14 protein-coding genes are annotated in these 18,882 nt (G+C 55.7%); 6 read left to right on the top strand and 8 right to left on the bottom strand.

Features of this window, described 5'->3' with window-relative positions; genetic code table 11:
- Window positions 1-19 precede the first annotated feature (19 nt).
- A complete protein-coding gene (locus ABJI08_RS10465) occupies window positions 20-757 on the bottom strand; it encodes a glycosyltransferase family 2 protein (RefSeq protein WP_348401846.1) in 738 nt (245 codons plus the stop codon).
- 573 nt (window positions 758-1,330) lie between these two features.
- Here ABJI08_RS10465 and galE point away from each other — a divergent pair.
- The 6 genes from galE to ABJI08_RS10435 all read left to right on the top strand — a co-directional run bounded on the left by galE (window position 1,331) and on the right by ABJI08_RS10435 (window position 11,113).
- On the top strand, window positions 1,331-2,362 hold the full coding sequence (gene galE / locus ABJI08_RS10460; protein WP_348401778.1) for a UDP-glucose 4-epimerase GalE: 1,032 nt from the start codon (window positions 1,331-1,333) through the stop codon (window positions 2,360-2,362).
- Window positions 2,363-2,579: 217 nt separating this feature from the next.
- The gene (locus ABJI08_RS10455; protein WP_348401777.1) at window positions 2,580-3,572 is read left to right on the top strand and encodes a hypothetical protein; all 993 of its coding nucleotides are present in this window, start codon (window positions 2,580-2,582) and stop codon (window positions 3,570-3,572) included.
- A 362-nt stretch (window positions 3,573-3,934) separates the two neighbouring features.
- Window positions 3,935-6,085, top strand: coding sequence for a cellulose synthase operon protein YhjQ/BcsQ (locus ABJI08_RS10450; RefSeq protein ID WP_348401776.1), 2,151 nt, complete (start codon window positions 3,935-3,937; stop codon window positions 6,083-6,085).
- A 45-nt stretch (window positions 6,086-6,130) separates the two neighbouring features.
- Window positions 6,131-6,982, top strand: a complete 852-nt coding sequence (locus ABJI08_RS10445) for a glycoside hydrolase family 16 protein (protein WP_348401775.1) — start codon at window positions 6,131-6,133, stop codon at window positions 6,980-6,982.
- Window positions 6,983-7,016: 34 nt separating this feature from the next.
- Complete coding sequence (locus tag ABJI08_RS10440; protein WP_348401774.1) at window positions 7,017-9,266, top strand: hypothetical protein; 2,250 nt, start codon at window positions 7,017-7,019, stop codon at window positions 9,264-9,266.
- Entirely contained in the window at window positions 9,266-11,113 is a 1,848-nt protein-coding gene (locus ABJI08_RS10435) for a hypothetical protein (RefSeq protein ID WP_348401773.1), read from the top strand. The genes ABJI08_RS10440 and ABJI08_RS10435 overlap by 1 nt, the downstream gene beginning before the upstream one ends.
- A 175-nt stretch (window positions 11,114-11,288) precedes the next feature.
- On the opposite strand, the gene ABJI08_RS10430 is transcribed toward ABJI08_RS10435, so the two are convergent.
- The 7 genes from ABJI08_RS10430 to ABJI08_RS10400 all read right to left on the bottom strand — a co-directional run bounded on the left by ABJI08_RS10430 (window position 11,289) and on the right by ABJI08_RS10400 (window position 18,864).
- Window positions 11,289-12,488: an MFS transporter gene (locus ABJI08_RS10430; protein ID WP_348401772.1), complete on the bottom strand. Its 1,200-nt coding sequence runs from the start codon at window positions 12,486-12,488 to the stop codon at window positions 11,289-11,291.
- Between the two features lie 133 nt (window positions 12,489-12,621).
- A complete protein-coding gene (locus ABJI08_RS10425) occupies window positions 12,622-13,095 on the bottom strand; it encodes an Hsp20 family protein (protein ID WP_348401771.1) in 474 nt (157 codons plus the stop codon).
- 135 nt (window positions 13,096-13,230) lie between these two features.
- Window positions 13,231-14,055 carry a trypsin-like peptidase domain-containing protein gene (locus tag ABJI08_RS10420; RefSeq protein WP_348401770.1) on the bottom strand — a complete coding sequence of 275 codons (825 nt, stop codon included), beginning with the start codon at window positions 14,053-14,055 and terminating at the stop codon, window positions 13,231-13,233.
- A 2-nt stretch (window positions 14,056-14,057) separates the two neighbouring features.
- Window positions 14,058-14,828 (bottom strand): trypsin-like serine protease, encoded by a 771-nt coding sequence (locus tag ABJI08_RS10415; protein ID WP_348401769.1) that lies wholly within the window; start codon window positions 14,826-14,828, stop codon window positions 14,058-14,060.
- A gap of 94 nt (window positions 14,829-14,922) precedes the next feature.
- Window positions 14,923-16,245 (bottom strand): glycolate oxidase subunit GlcF, encoded by a 1,323-nt coding sequence (gene glcF / locus ABJI08_RS10410; RefSeq protein ID WP_348401768.1) that lies wholly within the window; start codon window positions 16,243-16,245, stop codon window positions 14,923-14,925.
- 4 nt (window positions 16,246-16,249) lie between these two features.
- On the bottom strand, window positions 16,250-17,386 hold the full coding sequence (locus ABJI08_RS10405; protein WP_348401845.1) for an FAD-binding protein: 1,137 nt from the start codon (window positions 17,384-17,386) through the stop codon (window positions 16,250-16,252).
- 38 nt (window positions 17,387-17,424) lie between these two features.
- Complete coding sequence (locus tag ABJI08_RS10400) at window positions 17,425-18,864, bottom strand: FAD-linked oxidase C-terminal domain-containing protein (protein WP_348401767.1); 1,440 nt, start codon at window positions 18,862-18,864, stop codon at window positions 17,425-17,427.
- Window positions 18,865-18,882: the final 18 nt, after the last annotated feature.

The raw sequence follows: 18,882 nt of genomic DNA, 5'->3' as shown, positions 1-18,882 counted from the left end.
TTTCTCCCGTTCCATTCTTTCAGACTTTTGAAACGAGTTCCTGATTATCAGAGTTCACCCTCGTAAAACTCAATCGCAGGATGGTGACGAGAACGCGCCAACCATCTTGAATAGTTCGAAGATTGCTAACTCCATGGATGCGCTGCGCTTCTTTGCTGGGAACTTCGTGGATCGCGAGCCCGGACCTCAAAGCCTGAATTTTCAAACTCGCTTCAATCTCAAAACCGTCATCTCGCGCCAGCGACATATCTCCCAATGACTTTTTCCAGAATCCAAAGTACCCATAGCACAAATCACTGAACCTTACGCCAAAACGCCAGTTCACCATCTTGACGAAGCCCCAATTTCCCAAGCGGCGATACCACTCCATGTCGTCGGTTCCGCCTCCCTGGACGAACCGCGACCCTTTCACGAAATCTGCGCCCGCCAAAAGAGCGCCTACATAGGCTGCAATCTCGCGTGGATCCATCGACCCATCGGCATCGATCGCGATGATGATGTCGCATGTGCAAGCCTCGAACCCATTACGCAGAGCCGCGCCCTTGCCTTTCCGATCTTGGCTTACAACGCGGATATTAGGCATAAGCGATTTTGCGACTGCAATCGTATCGTCTGATGAGTTTCCGTCCACGAGTATGACTTCGTCGACCAGATCGGGTATTCTGCTCAGAACGAAAGGCAGATTTTGAGCTTCGTTCATCGCCGGGACCACAAGCCCGATTGTCGGAGCCGGGCGAACCAATCGTTGCCCCTCCATAGTACTAATTGAATTCATTCGTTGCGCCCCCACGCTAAACCGTCAACCCGATCGTCAGATTTCCTTTGCTCCCCTTTTTTGAAGCTGGCCTCTCTTGGACAATGTCGCCGTCCAGTTTAGGGCCCTTGGGATGAAATGCGGCATTTCTAAGTCATATTAAAGGCAGAAGGTTGCCATTTAACGTTTTGTTAATCAACTGATTACAATGTTTCGAATCAGAAACAGTTTGTTCAACTTTTCAGGCCAATACCTGTTTCACCAAAAAAACCGGCCGCCCGTCACAACCTGTTGCGCTCGCTTTGATACGAAGCCTGTCGTGTCGCAGGCCACCTTTTTGAGTACGACCTGCATGGCGCAAACACCCTCCCGCGAACAAGGCTTCCGGAAAGTTGCATTTGCGTGATACCCGTGTCCAGACTGCACGCTATAGACAGCCCAGTGACGCTGCGATAGCGTTTCTTCAAGACACAAAGCGCATTTGCAGCGGTGCTTCAGGTCAGTCCCGGCAACAAATTGAGTCCGACATGTCAAATTTCACTAACACTGACACGATACAGCCGACGGAACGAAATTATGCCCAACAATAAGCGTGTACTCATCACAGGGGGCGCCGGATTCATCGGATCACATGTTGTGGTTGAGCTTGTTTCGGCAGGCTATTCCGTGGCAATCTTGGACAATTTCGAAAACGCTTCTGTCGACGTTCCTGATCGCATCAGCCAAATCACCAAAAAGGAAATCCCGGTCATCCGAGCCGATGTTCGCGACCAGTCCAAAGTCGCGGAAACACTGGCAAAATTCAGTGTTAACGAGGTCATACATCTGGCCGGTAAAAAGGCAGTTGGCGAATCCGTCGCAGACCCGTTTCAATACTATGATGCCAATGTCGGTGGCGGCCTGTCTCTGCTGCGCGCGATGAACGACACGGGCGTTGAACGGCTCATTTTCTCGTCTTCAGCAACGGTCTATGATGGTACTTCGCAAGATTTGCTCGATGAACGAGCTCCACTCGGCCCGAACAATCCTTACGGACGCACCAAGCTTTTTCTGGAAGAGATCATTTCAGATGCGGTCGCGGCGGGAAAAATCGCAAGCGCTATTTCGTTGCGCTATTTCAATCCGGTCGGGTGCCACAGTTCCGGAAAGATTGGCGAAAACCCTGTTGGGGCGCCCAATAATCTGTTTCCCTACATAGCTCAAACCGCCGCGGGATTGCGCGACAAGGTCAGCGTTTTCGGCGACGACTATAATACGCGAGACGGAACTGGCATCCGGGATTACATCCACGTTGTCGACTTGGCACGAGGCCACGTCGCGGCGCTTGATTATCTGGCGGATAGCAGCCAGCGGGACGCCCATCTTCGTGTCAATCTGGGGACCGGTAACGGTCACAGCGTTAAGGAAGTTCTCGCCGCCTTCTCGGATGCCTGCGGCCTTGAAGTCCCGCATGAGATCGTTGGACGCAGACCGGGTGACGCTGCATCTTGCATCGCAAATCCAGAACTTGCCGAAAAGCTGCTGAACTGGCGCGCAGGTCATACCCTTGAGCAGATGTGTCAGGATCATTGGGCGTTTCAGTGCAAACTGCAAACGGTGCAGGCGTAGCGGCGTTGCTGACGATGCGCTAAAGGCAACCAAAAACCAGCATTAACCTTGCCGATTGTTCGGTCTTCGCCACCGTGACGCCGTGGTGACGCTTGCGTCAGGTACAAAATCGAGGCACTAAAAACCCATGTACGCCGGTCTCCGACAATCCTTCAAAACGATTTTGCAGCTCCCGAAACGGGTCTTTGCGCGGCGCCGGTTTCTCACGTTTGCAAAGATGACTGCCTTCTTGGTTCTCTCGTCCATTCCGGCCTGGTCCGACAGCGGCGTGGTGCTTGAACCGGTACAGGATTCCAAAATGGCGTCGATCCTGGTAGAGAATTTCACCCTCCCTATGCTTCTTGACGCACCAAGCTTGGCTGACAAGGACCTGAGCATAGAAATCGACGCCGAAGTCAGGAAGCTGGAAAACCTTATGAAATCATATGGCTATCTGGACGCCCAAGTAGAAGTTCACGGAGAAATCAACGGATATACCCCTCTCAAAATCGAACCAAAACCCGGGCAGCAGTACAGAATTGGTTGGGTTCAAGTGATTGGATTGCCAGGCGATGAGACGACCGTCCTATTTCAGACTCTTCAAGATATTAGCGAAAATTTTGTGGGCAATGTGGCCTCTGGGAAGGCACTTCGGACTCTGCAAAATCGAATTATCCATGAAATGCGGGAAGCCTCTTTCGCATGGGTTAAGCAGGTCCACACGGACATTGTACCAGAGCCCGCGACGCTCACTGCCGGATACAGGCTTCGTGTTGATCCGGGCGCGGCCATGGTTTTCGGGGATGTCCGGTTTACCGGTTCAGTGTGGCTGACCGACATCGAGGCGCGTAGTATTGTTCCTTTCAAAAGTGGCGATCCGTTCTCGCAAACAGCGCTCGACACCCTTTATACCGCTCTCGAAGAGTCCGGCATGTTTCGCCGGATTAGCATTAGCCTGTCAAACGAGCTGAACGCTGCCGGTCATCTCGTCGTTTTGGTGGATCTGGGCGACAACGCCAATGATCAGGCGGCCGGGGTCGAGGGACAAGGGATGTCGCCTGCCTTAATCATTTTCGCGATCATAATGCTTGCCTTGCGGGAGGCGGCGCGCCTCACGCCACTTTGGAACAGCAAGACCCTGCGTTGGGGGCTGGCTCTTTGCGTATTCGTTTCGATTTCGATCGCGCTGGCCATGGTCGCGCAGCGGTTCATCAGCTTCCTGCCCATGTGATACACGCGCTCTACCCGCAAAATTACCGGCGGCAAAATAGCCCCGTGGGAAACAGTGTGTTTACGGTTCCAAGTACCCTAGAACATTGCTTCAAAAGTGATTTTCTGCCATATTTCTGACTAAAATTAGACATAAATTCGCTTTTGGAGGTTAATTATGCTCCGGCCAGCGCGACGTAAATCCGAAGGCGCGCACAGGCCTAACAGGCGTGCGGAGATCGCCTGTGAGAACTCAGTCGCTTTCACGACCGACTGCGTGAACAGGGCGAAAACACGTCCTGTGGATTACTACATGAAGTTCCCGAAATTGCAATTGGCGCTTGGTGTTAGGCAACTGGTAAACAGTACCAGCGGTGCAGAGCATTGACTTCTCTCAATAAAAAACACCACGCCTATGTTGAAATCGACAATCTGGGCATTCGAGACAGCGGCAAGCCGAAATCCCGTCTGCGCCGCCTTGCTGCCAAGATGTGGCGGGTGTCGCTGGGTATTGTCTTGATGGCAACCGTTGGCGGATTGATAGGATTGGCCGTCGCGGATACACTACAGGAGAAGTATCGGAGCTCCCTGCTTCTGGCAATCGCCGAGCCACCGGAAAAACTGAAGGGGCTCAAAACTGCGGACACAGGATCCATCGACAGTTTCGTTGACGGTCAGATCGCGCTTCTGCGATCAACGAAAGCTTTGCGTAGCGTTGTTGAGGCCGAGAGCTTGACCGAAGTGTATGAATTCCGTGATCAACCCCAGACGTGGCTGCAGGAATGGACGGCTCTCGCCCTGAAACATGTCGAAACCGTCCGCGTAATGATTGGCAGGGCACAACCAGCCGACGAAGCCATGGCAACGGATGTAGCGGAGACGGACGTCGACGTGGCAATTCGTAAGCTTCGTGACTCCCTTCAGCTCATGCAGAGGGGGCAGTCGGGCGTTATTGAACTATCCGTGGATGCCGGCACGCCTGAACGCGCCCAGAAAATCACCACGACTCTTGCGCAGGTTTACATCTCTGAGAGAACCGAGACCTATTTAGCGCGCTCTGAGCGCGTTGCAGGTTTGTTGGATGAACAGACACAACAGCTGCGCGGAAGTATTCTTGAGGCGAATAAGGCTATTTCAAACTTACGCCGAGAACATGGGATTTTCGACGTAGATGCGTCCGAACCGGAAACGACCCGGCTTGAGTCCTCTATCCGAGATGAACTCTTGGAGCTTCAAGCGACCCTCCTCACGCTGCGCACGACCTACGATGAAGTGGTTAAAACCATCGCGGCCAAGGGCGACGTCTTTGGCTTGTCTGTGGTGCAGGCCTCAGAGCTGATTTACCGACTTCGGATCGAGGCATTTGAAAGGCGAATTCGTATCGACGGATTGCGCCGTGACAACGCACCCGCAGCGGAAATTCGGGCGGGGGAACAGACGATTGTCGAAATCGAGGAACGTATTTCCAAGGAAATTGCAAGAATTGTCGGAGGCATTGAGGGTGAAATCCGCGCATTGCAACAGCGGGAAGGGTATCTTCAGAGGCAATTGACCGATGCCCAGACCGACGCGCAGGAGAAAGGGCTGGCCCGGATCGAATTGGCCGAACTGGAGCGCGCGGCACGTGCCAATCAGGAATTGCTTTCCGCCCACCTGTCCAACGCCATTCTGGAGAACGTGTCTGATGCACTTTTCGGCGCTGGCGTTCAGGTCATCGAACCGGCATCCCGGCCTTCCAAACCCTTGTTCCCAACACCGAATGTAATAATTCTAATTGGGCTGGTCGCCGGAGCCGGGCTGGGCGCGCTTTTCGGATTGCGGCGGCAAAGCCCAAAAACCAGCGCCAAACGATTGTCACGAAAGTATCGCCTTCCCGTGCTGTCGACCATCCCGCTGCTTGACCAAAAACAAATGGAAATGCACACGACCCACGAAATACCCCAGATCGATCCGGGATCAAAATTCGACAAGGCGGTCGAGTCTCTCAGTTACGAGATTGAAGATTACGAAACAGCATTTCAGGCGTCGGTTGTGCAACTGACTTCCTCGGAGGATGGCGAGGGAAAATCCAGCGTCGCATCAGCGCTGGCTGCGTCTGTTGCTGCTCAAGGGTTGAGCGTGCTTCTCGTCGATGCCGATCTTCCAAACGCGGGCCTGAGCTCGATGATGGGCATGACTGAAAGCCGGGGCCTGATCGAGCTGATCAAAGACGGATACTGGGATTTCGACGATGCTGCCCTGGGCTATGGCTGCGTCGATGTCGTGCCTGCCGGGAATGGTGGACGCAGAAATGTCGGGCTCGGTGGCGCATTGGTAATGCGTGCCTATCTGGAGGAGGCAAGAGACCGCTACGACTTGATCCTAATAGACGGCCCGTCGGTGAACAATTCTGCTGATGCGCTGATTTTGGCAGAGCTGAGCGACCATATTGTGTTCATCGTCCGAAAAAACTGGGGTTCAAAAGAGTCGTTGACCCGCGCACTATTCCAGCTTGATCAAAGTCGTATCGCGGGATTGGTCTTGAATGCTGCGTAACCCTATCATGAACAGAGCTCACCAGTTCCATCGCGTGAGGAAAAAATGCTGACACAGACTTTTTGGACAGCAACACTTCTGTCGCTGACAAACCTGTTCTCGCCCGCTCACGCGGAAGAAAGCAGCGGGTCCAACGTCACGCCCCTGGGGATGTCTGGCGAATTCGAAATTGTGTTCTTTGATGAATTCGAAGAGCCGACGCTTGACCTGAGCAAATGGACAACGTGCTATTGGTGGGATCGCAACGGGTGCACCAACTTGGGAAATAACGAGCTTCAGTGGTACATGCCCGACAACGTACGCCTCGAAAATGGCTATCTCGTTTTCACTGCCATACCCGAGGACGTGATTGGCTGGGAGGGCAAACCGTTTTCCTATACTTCGGGCATGGTGACGACGGGGCGCTACTACTTGGAAGACCCAATGCAGACTCGTTTTGAAGCCATCGGGGGAGTCTTCGAGATGCGGGCGAAACTGCCGTCCGGTCAAGGGTTGTGGCCGGCTTTCTGGCTTTTGCCATCCAGCCTAGAACCAAAACCCGAAATCGATGTCGTTGAGGTGCTGGGGCGCCGCCCCGAGTTTCTGGAGATGAATTTTCATTACCGCGACGATGACGGAGAACCCAAAAACATTGGCCATTCGGTCGAAACCGTTGACCTGACAAAGGGTTGGCATACCTATAGCGTCGACTGGCGGTCGGACAAGATTGTGTGGTACCTTGATGGTGTTGAAATGTGGCGCTACTCCGAGGCTCAGCGAATCCCCAACGAGCCGATGTATTTGCTCCTGAACCTGGCGGTTGGGGGAAACTGGCCAGGCGATCCCGATGAAACGACGGTGTTTCCCGCCGAAATGCTGATAGACTATGTGCGCGTATGGAATCGATCCTCGCCATGAACCGGGCAGTACACATAAAAATGAGGCGCGTTAGATGAGGTTTGGCGCGCAAATCGCAAAGTCCGCGCCCTCTCTTCTTGTCAATGGTTACGCGCTGGTGGCCAATGTCGGAATGACCTCCGTCCTTGGGCTGGCGTTTTGGATGATTGCGACCAGACTCTACAGCCAGGAACAGGTCGGGCTGGCGGCGGCCCTTATCTCGTTGATGACAACGATCAGTGTTCTGACCCAGTTGAACCTGACCACTTTTCTGAATCGATACTTGCCCAAGGTCCGGGCGGGTACCAGCCCGCGACGACTGATCATGAAAGCCTATTCGGTTGCCGCTTGCGCAACTGCCGTCGTGGCGTTGGTGATTGGCTTCGGCGTCGGATCGGTCGCGGAACCGCTAGAAGTGTTGCGCGATCACAAGTCGGCCATGGTCCTGTTTGTCGTCTCTTCAGTCATCTGGTCTGTTTTTGCGCTTCAGGAAGCAGCGCTTTCGGGATTGCGACTCTCGGTTCTCGTCCCGATAAGAAATTCGGCTTATGCCATCATCAAGATCGTTTTGATGGTGCTCTTTGCCTTTGTCGCGCTTCCCCCACCCGGAGGCGTGTATCTGGCGTGGGTTTTGCCGTTGATTCCGATCATCTTCTTCGTCAACGGTGTGACATCACGAAGATTTCCTGCTGAGTTGACGTCAGAAACTGTCGATAGCGAGTTCGAGCCGCGAAACCTGATCAGGTTTCTGGGCTGGGATTATCTGGGAACCTTTGCGACGACCTCTGCCATCGGGCTTGCAACGCTGCTTGTGACCGCCGGAGCAGGTGTAGAGAGCACCGCCACCTACCATTTGGCGTGGACCTTGTCCTATTCGGTCTTTCTCGTCGCCAACTCAATGAGCGTGTCTCTTGTGGCAGAGGGGGCCTCAAACCCAGAGCGCCTGGGTCAGCTGATCGCAGACACACTTTGTCATACTTTGCTGCTGGTCCTTGCCGCCGTCGCCGTGATGGCCGCCGCCGCGTCTCAGATAATGGCGCTGTTTGGACAGGCTTATGCGGTCGAAGGCGGCGCGGTTTTGCGGGTTTTGGCATTCTCATGCATTCCATGGTCGGCAACAACAGTATTCATCGGCGCCAAAAGAGCGCTTGGCAACACGCAGTCGGTCGCGATTGTTCAAATCGTCACGTTCCTGATCTTTGCCTGTGTCAGCGCGGCTCTGCTTGATCCGATGGGGTCAGTTGGTGTGGCTTATGGATGGCTTGCGGCGCATTCCTTTGTATGTGTCGGCATCATCGCCTTCGGTATAATGACCCGCGGACACCAAGCGCTTGAAGATTGGGGATTGGCGTTGGCCTCCTCTATGGCCCGCATGATTTCGGGTGCTAAACGACTGAAGGCACCAGAATCGACGGACCCGGTTCAGAACGATCACCGTCGAGCACAGGGCGCATCAAAGCAAAAGGGGCACAAGAGCGTGGCGTTTTTGCAAGAATTGGCCAATGATCCGCGTCTCGATGCCTACCGGCATTTACTACCGTTGGAGCAGCCCGTCGGCTCCAGCACTTTGTCGCCCACCCCGGATCAGCCGACGACATGCGACCGGATTTCAAAAGATACAGAGACCTGCGCGACGGCCTTGAAGCTGGGCATTTCGACCTTTGCAGAACTACATACGCTTACGGCTGCGGTCAAAAAACTGGATGATGCGTGGTGTCAGGAATGGATCGAAGCCCCAATCAACGGCATTATCCAATCGGTGGCTGCATCAGGGAAGAACGTCACGACCACGGCAGCCTTCAAAAGCCTGTCTGACGAACTTCGGCGCATCCTGATCGGCCGGGACATCTCTCTGGGGCTTGGGCACGGTAATCTTTGGCCCGGAAACCTTTTATTTTCACGCCCGCCGGACAATCCGCACGGGCTCGAACTCAGCTCTGTGATCGATTGGGACAGAGTGCGATCAAACGCGCCGAAAGCGATAGATCTCTGCCACATGACCGTGACTTTTCGAATGCTGGCGACCGGTGAAGAGTTCGGCCCAATCCTCCGGTTGCTTTTGAGCGGTGAAGGCTGGGCGCCCGAAATAGTTGAACTCTTCCAAGAGAACGGGCCAGACGGTGACATCGGCAACCGCGCTGAACAAGATCTCAGATGGGCCTTTCTTGTGCTGACCTGGCTGCACCATGTCGCCGGAAACTTATCATCGTCATCGCGGTACACGAACAACCGTCTCTGGAAAAAGGTGAATGTCGACAATGTTCTCAAAACCGCGTTGAACACCGCATCATCGAGCCGCCCATGATGTCAAGCACCCGGCAACTGCCCCTGCGCGCCAAGCGCAAACCAAGCGGAGTAAAGACCTTTCTCTTCGCCGCGGGCGTCGCACTCACCATTGTTTGCGCTGCGGCCCTTTGGTGGCTCAGCCTGCCACTCATCGAACCGGACAACCTTAACGACTACGGACTGGTTGCCATTTTGCCGTGGAAATTCTGGGCCGCACTCTTGATCCTGTCCCTGGGGTTCTCGGCAAGCCTGTCCAACGCTTTTCCACGCCCCGAGCTGCGCCCCGTGGCCCTGATAATGTTAATCGTGATGTTGCATGCCACGCCGCCAATTGTTTATGACACGCTGCGCTATTCCTGGGCCTGGAAGCATATCGGTTTGGTGGATTTCATTCAGCGCCACGGTGAGGTCGACCGCACCCTGCCTTTTTTAACCGCCTATCATAATTGGCCTGCCTTGTTCTGGTTGAGTGCTAAATGGGCCGACTACTCCGGATGGGGCCCTCTCGAACTTGCCAATGCAGTTCGTTTCACATCCATACCGACCAATATCATCTTTGCCGCAATTATCGGCGCGATTTTTCGCGTGTTCACCAATGACACTCGACATATTTGGGCCGGTCTTTGGATATTTGTGTGCGCGAACTGGATCGGGCAGGATTACTATTCTCCACAGGCATTCGCCTACGCCTTATACCTGCTGGTACTGTGGCTTTGCCTCGGGCCGTTGATGCCACAAGGGGTGACAAAAAAGGCAGCATTTACAAGAACAGGGGCCAACGGCACACGACTTATGTCAACGCCTCCTGAAAAACGTTCGACCGGACTCTGGCTCAAAACTGCGCTGATCCCTCTGGTTCTGGTGTTGATTGCCGGTATCGTCGCATCCCATCAATTGACGCCGCTGATACTGCTGTGTTCCCTGATCGGGGTGGCGGTTGTGACGCCCCTGAGCTATGGCTATGCGCTCATGGTTGGTCTGGCGGTGGCTTACTGGATACTGTATCCCGCAGCGCCCTATACGTCGATCATCATCCCAAAGGAAATCGCCGAACTGGGCAACACGGTCGAAAGCATTTCCGACAGATTGGTTAAGACTTCGACAGTCACCCCGGAAATGGCCGTCGTGGTGTGGGCCGGTCGGGCCGTTGCCGGAGCGGCGACGTTGCTGGCCATCATAGGTTGGGTAAGACGTTGGCAGACCCGCAAACGTGATAGCGCGCTCTTGGTGCTCCTTGTGGCCCCCGGTTTCGTGCTTGGCCTGACATCCTATGGCGGCGAAGCACTTTTCCGAATTTATTTCTTCTGCCTGCCATTCCTGTCTTTCTTTGCCGCCGCAGCATTCTTTCCCGGACACGCGCGCCCGATAAGTTGGGCAAGCTGGCTCGGTTTCACGCTGCTGATCCCTTTGTTGGCGCTTGGCTTCCTGTTCGGCAACAATGGCAAAGACAGGCAGTACCGGTTCTCCAAGGATGAGGTGGAAGCAGCCCATTGGCTATATAGCCGGGCCGGTCCCGATACTTTGCTGGTGGAGGGCTCGCGCAACTATCCCTCTCAGTTTATGCATTATGAGTATTTCACATACGTGCCGATTTCCCGCGAATTACCCGCCGCACAGGCAGAAATCTTCGCCGACCCAGAAACGGTGTTGGCCAGTTGGTTTGAAAATCCGGCCTGGCAAGATGGTTACATTGTGCTAACCCGCAGCCAGAAAACGTTTGCCGAGACCATCGGAGCCGTCGAAAAGGGTGCTTTGGATCAGCTGGAACGTGCTCTGATTGCGTCATCAGAGTTTCTGCTGGTCTATGCCAACAAAGACGCACGCATTTTCAGGGCGCGCCGTTTTGTCGTCTTCGAAAGAAACTGAGCATTCCGCGTCGGCCGGTATTGTGAAAAACAGTTGCATGTTATTCGGGCTGTTTATTTACGCCAACTCATAACAACGCTCCGAAAATGCCTGACGACGCTTCTTGGGGCGGTTTTTTCCGACAGCGGCATCCAGCAGGAATTAACCATAAGCGACGCGCAAGTGCCGGAAAGGCTCATTTGATACGGGTGCGCAAAAGGTAGCCCCCCAGACCCAGCGCCGCCAGAACACCGGCCCCAATCAGAGTTTCCTGATACCCAATCACATCCGCGGACACGCCCAGCATCCACGCGCCGATGGCCGACCCACCGGCAACAACAACCGCCCAGAGGCTCATGACACGCCCGCGCATGTCGTCCTCCAGCTCAAGCTGAATGGCGGTCTGCATGGAAATGGCGCACACGGTCGTGACAAAAGCGATCGCCGCTGCAGCGGTCAGCGCCAATGGCCATGTGGGCGCGGCGCCCAATACGGATACCAAGAGCAAGCCAATCAGGATTGTGAAAATGGTCACCCTGGGGACGCGCCCGGGGTTTTGAGGCGGCAAAACTGCTTTGAAGAACCCGCCAATGACGGCCCCGACCCCGGTTGCGGTCAGCAGAACGCCCAACCCTTCGGGGCCGCGCTCAAAAACGCCGTCCGCCAGTGGCGGTAAAATCTCAAGCGCTCCGCGCCCGACCGTGGCAAGCGTGCCGCCAACAACCATGGCATGCCGAATAACCGGGCTTTGCCAAACCTGCGCCACTCCGTTTTTGAGAGATCTGAAAAAAGGTTCGGGTTTTGCCCCGGTTTCCCGACGCGGTCGGACCTGCAACAAGAACAAGACAAATATGAAGGGCAGGAACAAAATGGCCTGCGTCAGCAACGTCGCCTGAACTCCGATTGTCCCGATCAGCGCCCCGCCAATTGCCGGGCCAAGCGTTCGGGCAACATTGAAATTGATCGCGACGATATTCACAACCGAGCCCACCATTTCCCGCGGTACCAATCGTGGCGTCAGCGACATGCGCATGGGATGGTTGGCAGCCAGTGCAATGCCGGAAATCAGCGTCAAAACGATCATTGTGACCGGTGTCATCCATCCCAGGGCAAAGCAGCCGAAAAAGGCAAACATCACGGCGCAATTCACAGATTGCACAACAATGATGGCGCGCTTCACATCCAGCCGGTCCACCCAAACACCAAACAGCGGCGACAGAAAAATAGCAGGCGCAAACTGCACCAGCGCGACCGATCCGACAAAGCTGGGCGAGCGGGTCATGTCCCACGCGATCCAGCCAATCGTGACACGCTGCATCCAAATGGCCAGCAGCCCGAAAATGCTTCCGGCGACGTATGTTCGAAAGTTCGAAGATGTCAGTGCGGCCAGATTCACGCCAGTTATTGCCTTGTTCAGGGAATTGCGCGGACTGTGACCGAAGGGCGTTCCAATCACAAGCCCGGTTCAAACACAAAAACACGCGCCGCATGATACGGAGCGTGTTCTGATTTTCGGGCTCGTTCTGGGGTTAGTTCACGGCTTTGGCGTCCACCACATCCTTGGCGACCTCAGCCGCATTTCCACGCGCAATCTCAATGCGTCTGGGCTTGAGCGCTTCGGGGATTTCGCGTTCCAGATCGATATGCAGCATGCCGTCCACATGGCTCGCGCCGGTCACGCGCACGTGGTCGGCCAGATGAAAGCGACGCTCGAAAGCGCGGGTGGCGATGCCACGGTGCAGGAATGACTTGGTTTGCAGATCGTCGGTTTTCCTGGCTGTCACAATCAGCGCGTTTTCCTTGACCTCAATGCCAAGGTCCTCTGCCGAAAATCCAGCCACAGCAATCGACACGCGATACGCGTCCTCGGCGGTTTTTTCGATGTTGTAAGGGGGGTAGCTTGATTGGCCGACATCACTTGTCAGCGCGCGATCCATCATATTTGCCAGTTGATCAAAGCCAACAGATGAACGGTATAGTGGCGCAAAATCAAAACTTCTCATGGGTTATCCTCCTTCATGAGCGATACCAGATGTTGCCTTCCCAACGGGACAGGCTGGTGACATCAAAGCCCGACATGCGGCGCCTTGAAAGAACATAGTTGAGGATCGGATTTCAGGATTTCAAGAGGTCGGAAGTCAGTCAACGCGAATGAATTTCGCACCCGAGGATGTTTTGCGTGTACCAACCGAAATGCGGCGCGCGCCGGTTCCGGAGCGCACGGTTGGCAACGCCCCATTGCGCATCAGACGCTTCAGCTCGGCCACTTTGGCAGGCAACTCCATGCCAAAGGCCACTTTATCCCCCTCAGAATCCCGCCCAATGGCCGAAATCAGGGACAATATGCGCACGCGGTTGCCAAATCGCGCAAACACCGGCGCACCGGATGATCCAAAGGTCACATCGCAGTCAAACGACATCACGCCGTATCGTTCGTCCAGAACCGAACAGCTCCTTTGCCATGACAAATGTTCGCTGCGCCCCTGCCCGTAGCTCAGAACTGAAACTTTGTCGCCCGGACGCGGGTCCGCATAAATTGCAAATGGGTTGGCTTCGCTTAAGGAGATATGATGTGTCAGACGCAGAATGGCCACGTCATTGGGCACCATTGCCCCGCCTATCTTCCCGCTGGTGCCGGGTTTATAGGCCGGGTCCACCACCACGCGGTCAATCTTGCGATCTGCCAGCGAATTGCCCGCAACATAGCCCGCCTGAAAGCGAATATCTTCAGTAGAAATACGCCGGCCGGTTGATCGGTCAAAAACACAATGGGCGGCTGTCAGCACCAGATTGTCGGCAATCAACACACCCGTACAATAGCCATTGCCCAAGGCGACCCGCCCGACCGCCTCCCAGCCCAGCAGATCAGAACGGCTGCGCAACGCGGTCAGATCGCTTCCGGCATTGGCTGACGTGGCCCAGAATACCATTGCGCACGCGGCGTGCAGGAGGGAGCGGCGCAATGTCATGGTTTGACAAACCGTGCACCGCCGACGGTGCGTTTGCTGGCAATTCGGGCGGTGTTCAGTTCCGCCATCAGTTGATCAATTGGCCCGTCCAGCCCCATGCCCAGTGACACTTTCTGACCCTTAAAATCGGCCTTGGCAGAGACAACCGAGGCAATGCGCACCTCTCCGTCTTCAAAGGCAAATACAGGCGCGCCGCTGCTGCCGAAATCGACATCACAGGACATCACATAAACCCCTTTTTGGCGCCCCATCAGACGGCACTTTTCCTGATACGAAGGTGCCTCTTCGCGGCCAACCGCATAAGACACAACGCCAATTTTTGTGCCTTTTCTGATGCGTCCCGCGATCTCGAACGGGACAATCCCGGTGCCCTGAATGGGATGGTGCAGTTTTAGCAAAGCCAGATCATTCAAAACCCGGCTGGCACCGGCAGTGCCGTCAAAACTATACTGTGGATGCACAACGGCGCGGCGCACGCTGCGGTACGCTTCGGCACGTCCATTGCGCCAGCCTGCGCGAAATTCGACTTGACTAGTGTCGAGACGTTCACCGCTGTGACGGTCAAACAGGCAATGCGCGGCCGTCAGCACCAGATCAGGCGCAATCAGGGCCCCGGTGCAAAATCCGCGTCCCTCAAGTTCGAGCCGCCCGACTGCACCCCAACCTTTGGTATCATCCCCGGTGTTAAGAATGCGTAGATTGGTGTCCTGCGCCCACGCAGCGCCAGCCAGTATCAATGAAAACAGCAAAGCCAGAATGCGGGGCACGGGTCATTTCTCCAATGGTCTTTGAGTGACCTCTAGCAATCGTGCTAGGCGGAAATGAGGCAGCTCCGTGACCCGCATTGGGTTTGTGCAGAGGTCAGCGCAGGTTCGGAATATCCGGTGTGCGTTTGCCACCTTGGGTCAATGCTGCGGGTTGTGGCCCGCCGGTGGCCCAATCCAAAAGCTCGACCGTGTGCACAATCGGTATCTCGGTTCCGCCGCCAATCTGCATCATGCAACCTATATTTCCGGCGGCAATGATGTCTGGTTGTTTGGCCTCTAACGTGCGGATTTTGCGGCTTTTCAGTTGTTTGGAAATCTCGGGCTGCATCAGGTTGTACGTCCCCGCAGACCCACAGCACAAATGGCTGTCCGCCGGTTCAACCACGCTGAACCCGGCCCGTTTCAGCAAGTCTTTTGGAAAGGTCTTGATCTGTTGGCCGTGCTGCAGCGAACAGGCGGCGTGATAAGCGACAATTGTATCCTTGTTCGTGCCTTCCGGCATCTCCAGTTTCATCAACACTTCTGACACGTCCATGGCGATGTCGCTGACACGTTTAGCGTCTGTCGCGAGCGGATCATTGCGGAACATGTGGCCGTAATCTTTGACCGTTGTGCCGCAGCCGGAGGTGTTGATTACGATGGCGTCCAGCCCGTCACCGTCCATCTCTGCAGTCCAAGCCCGAATATTTTGGGCGGCACTTGCATGGCTTTGGGATGTTTTGCCCATGTGATGGGTCAGCGCGCCGCAACAGCCCGCCCCCTTGGCCACCACAACTTCACAGCCCAGCCGCGTGAGCAGTCGGATGGTGGCATCGTTTATGTCGGTGTTCAGCGCTTTCTGAGCACATCCCGTCATCAAAGCCACGCGCATCTTGCGGGGGGCCTTTGGGGCAAAGCTTTGCGGATCGTCGTTACGGCTGACCGGTGGGATTTGCTTTGGCGCCATTTCAAGCATCGCCTTAAGGCGGGCGTCAGGCATCAGAAAAGCAAACGGACGGCCGATTTTCGCCCCCAGCAAGGCCAGACGAAACCGGGTCGGATAGGGCAGTATTTGCGCCAGCATCCAACGCAACAAGCGGTCGGTGAACGGGCGTTTGTATCTGTTTTCGATGTATTCGCGCGCATGATCGACAAGATGCATATAGTGCACACCGGACGGGCATGTGGTCATGCAGGCCAGGCAGGACAGGCACCGGTCGATATGCATCACTGTTTTGGGATCGGGCACGCGCTCGTTTTCAAGCATATCCTTGATCTGGTAAATCCGGCCACGCGGGCTGTCCAGTTCGTCACCCAGAACCTGATATGTCGGACAGGTTGCCGTGCAAAACCCGCAATGCACACAGGCGCGCAGTATTTCGTTGGCACGCTGAATGCCCGGATCCTGCATCTGGGTTTTGGTAAAATTGGTTTGCATCTTGCTAGCCCATCAATCCGGGGTTCAGGATGCCGCGCGGGTCAAATTCTGCGCGCAATCCCTTTGAAATCGCCTGAATGGGCGCCTGTTCCGGTTGAAATACCGGCACCGTTTCTCTGATCTGGTCTGAGGCGCGCACGAGGGTCGCATGCCCGGACAGCTGCGCCGGGCGCATGTCCAGATCTCTGGCCGTGCTGATCCAGACCAAGCCGCCACCCCAGTCATACATCACCTTAATGTCAGCAGCTTTGTCTCTGAGCTCGGCAACCAGGTGTGGCGCGTCCGAAGGTTTGACAGAAAACCGCCAAATATTTCTATCACCCCCCTGAAGCACCGCGACATCACGCACCCATGCCCAACCGTCCCTGAGCCTGTCCGGGCTGCGCTCAATGTGGATTTCTGCGCCAGTGTCAGCCAGCAGATCTTTGAGCTTTTCGGTGCGATAGGACACCGACGCCTCTAACCCTTCCACGCGCACCATGGTGACGGGATGACCGTCAATGCCCACTGGCGCATGGGCCGCGCCGGAAACATCATAGGGCGATCCCAACGCCTGGCTCAGGGCGCGCACCGCGTCCATTTCGGACAGACCATAGAGCAGGACACAGCCAGCGGTTTCCGGAATGGCCTGCACCTTTAAGGATACTTCGCTAAGCACTCCCAACGTGCCCCAACTGCCCGCCATCAGCTTGACCAGATCATAGCCGGTGACATTCTTCATCACGCGACCACCATTTTTCAGGCTGCGCCCCGCACCATCTACAAAGCGCACACCCAGCGTCGAGTCACGGGCGGCCCCTGCCTGAATGCGTCGGGGGCCGGATACATTTGCCGCGACAACACCGCCAATCGTTGGCGTGCCCTGGGTGCCCAAAAGACCGCGATGATCCATCGGCTCAAACGCCAGACGCTGACCTTCGTTTGCAAGAACCGCATCAATCTCGGACACCGGGGTTCCGGCAGCCGCCACAAGGGTCAACGCGCCGGGTTCATATAAGGAAACACCGGTTATTCCAGCCGTCGAAAGCGGCGCGCCGCCAAGATGGGGCGCAATGTTTCGCGTGCCACCACCCACAATCCGCAGGGGGGCTTTTGCGGTCGCAACCATTTCGGCCAGCTCGGCTTCGCTCTTGGGTTTCATCATTTCGTCTGGTCCTGTTGATGCGAAAGGCGGTGCGATCATTCTGCCGCGATCCGGCGCGGGGTGCTGGAGGCCAGCGGAAACACTTTGGCCGGGTTCAACAACCAGTGCGGATCAAAAACATCCTTAATGGCCATCTGAATATCCAGATCGTCCGGGTCGTATTGGGTAACCATCAAGTCCCTTTTCTCGATGCCCACACCGTGTTCCCCGGTCAGACATCCGCCGACCTGCACGCATAGTTTCAGGATTTCCGCACCAAAAGCTTCGCATTTTTCCAGATCGCCGGGCTTGTTGGCATCAAACAGGATCAGCGGGTGCATATTGCCGTCACCTGCGTGGAAGACATTGCCAACGTCCAGACCAAACTCTTTGGACATCTCACCGATCCGGCGCAGAACCAGCGGCAGTTGGCTGACCGGAATGGTGCCATCCAGACACATGTAATCATTGATCTGGCCCATCGCGCCAAAGGCAGATTTGCGCCCCAGCCATATCCGCGCGCTTTCCTCAGCACTGCCACTTTCGCGCAATTCAACGGGGTTATGGGTTTTGGCAATCGCGATAATGCGGGAAAGCTGGTCTGCAATCTCAGGCTCGCTGCCTTCCACCTCGACAATCAACAACGCTTCGCAGTCGGGATAGCCCGCACCGGCAAAGGCCTCGGTTGCGCGGATGCAGGGGCGGTCCATGAACTCAATCGCGACCGGCAGGATGCCTGATTTGATGATATCGCTGACGCATTGACCGGCGACTTCGTTGTTGTCAAAGCCCATCAAAACAGGCCGCGCACCTTCGGGTTTGCGCAGGATACGCAGGGTTGCTTCTGTCACGACACCCAGTTGCCCCTCTGATCCACAGATCACACCCAGCAGGTCCAGACCGGCGGCATCCAGATATCCGCCGCCAATCTCAACAATCTCTCCGTCCATCATCACCATCGTCACGCCCATTAGATTGTTGGTGGTGACGCCGTATTTCAGACAATGCGCGCCGCCTGAATTCATCGCGATATTGCCCGCAATGGCACAGGCCAGCTGGCTGGACGGGTCAGGCGCATAAAAGAAATCCTGTTCTTCGACGGCGCCGGACACACTCAGGTTCGTGCGTCCCGTCTGCACCCGGATCAGGCGATTTTCATAATCGGTTTCAAGCACTTCGCTCATCCGGGCCACACCCAGAATAATCGCGTCTTTGGTCGGCATCGCGCCCCCCGCAAGCGACGTCCCTGCCCCGCGCGGCACAACCGGCACCCGCTCTTCATGACAGATTTTCAGAACGTCCGAGACCTGTTGGGTGGTTGAGGGCAACACGGCCGCCAAGGGCGGGCAACGATAGGCAGTCAGTGCATCAGATTCGTATGCGCGGGTTTCAACCGGGTCGTCGATCACCGCATCCGCAGGCAGAACACGCCGCAAACGCGCAACGATCTGGGCCTTGCGCGCCAGCACGGAAGAGTCAGGGATTGGCATTTCCATGGCGGACCTCACATTAAT

The sequence above is a fragment of the Shimia sp. genome (assembly GCF_039969785.1).
In the GTDB taxonomy this organism is placed as follows: Bacteria; Pseudomonadota; Alphaproteobacteria; order Rhodobacterales; family Rhodobacteraceae; genus Shimia.
Note: the sequence above shows the minus strand (reverse complement) of the source record. Positions and strands in the feature narration are given on the sequence as shown.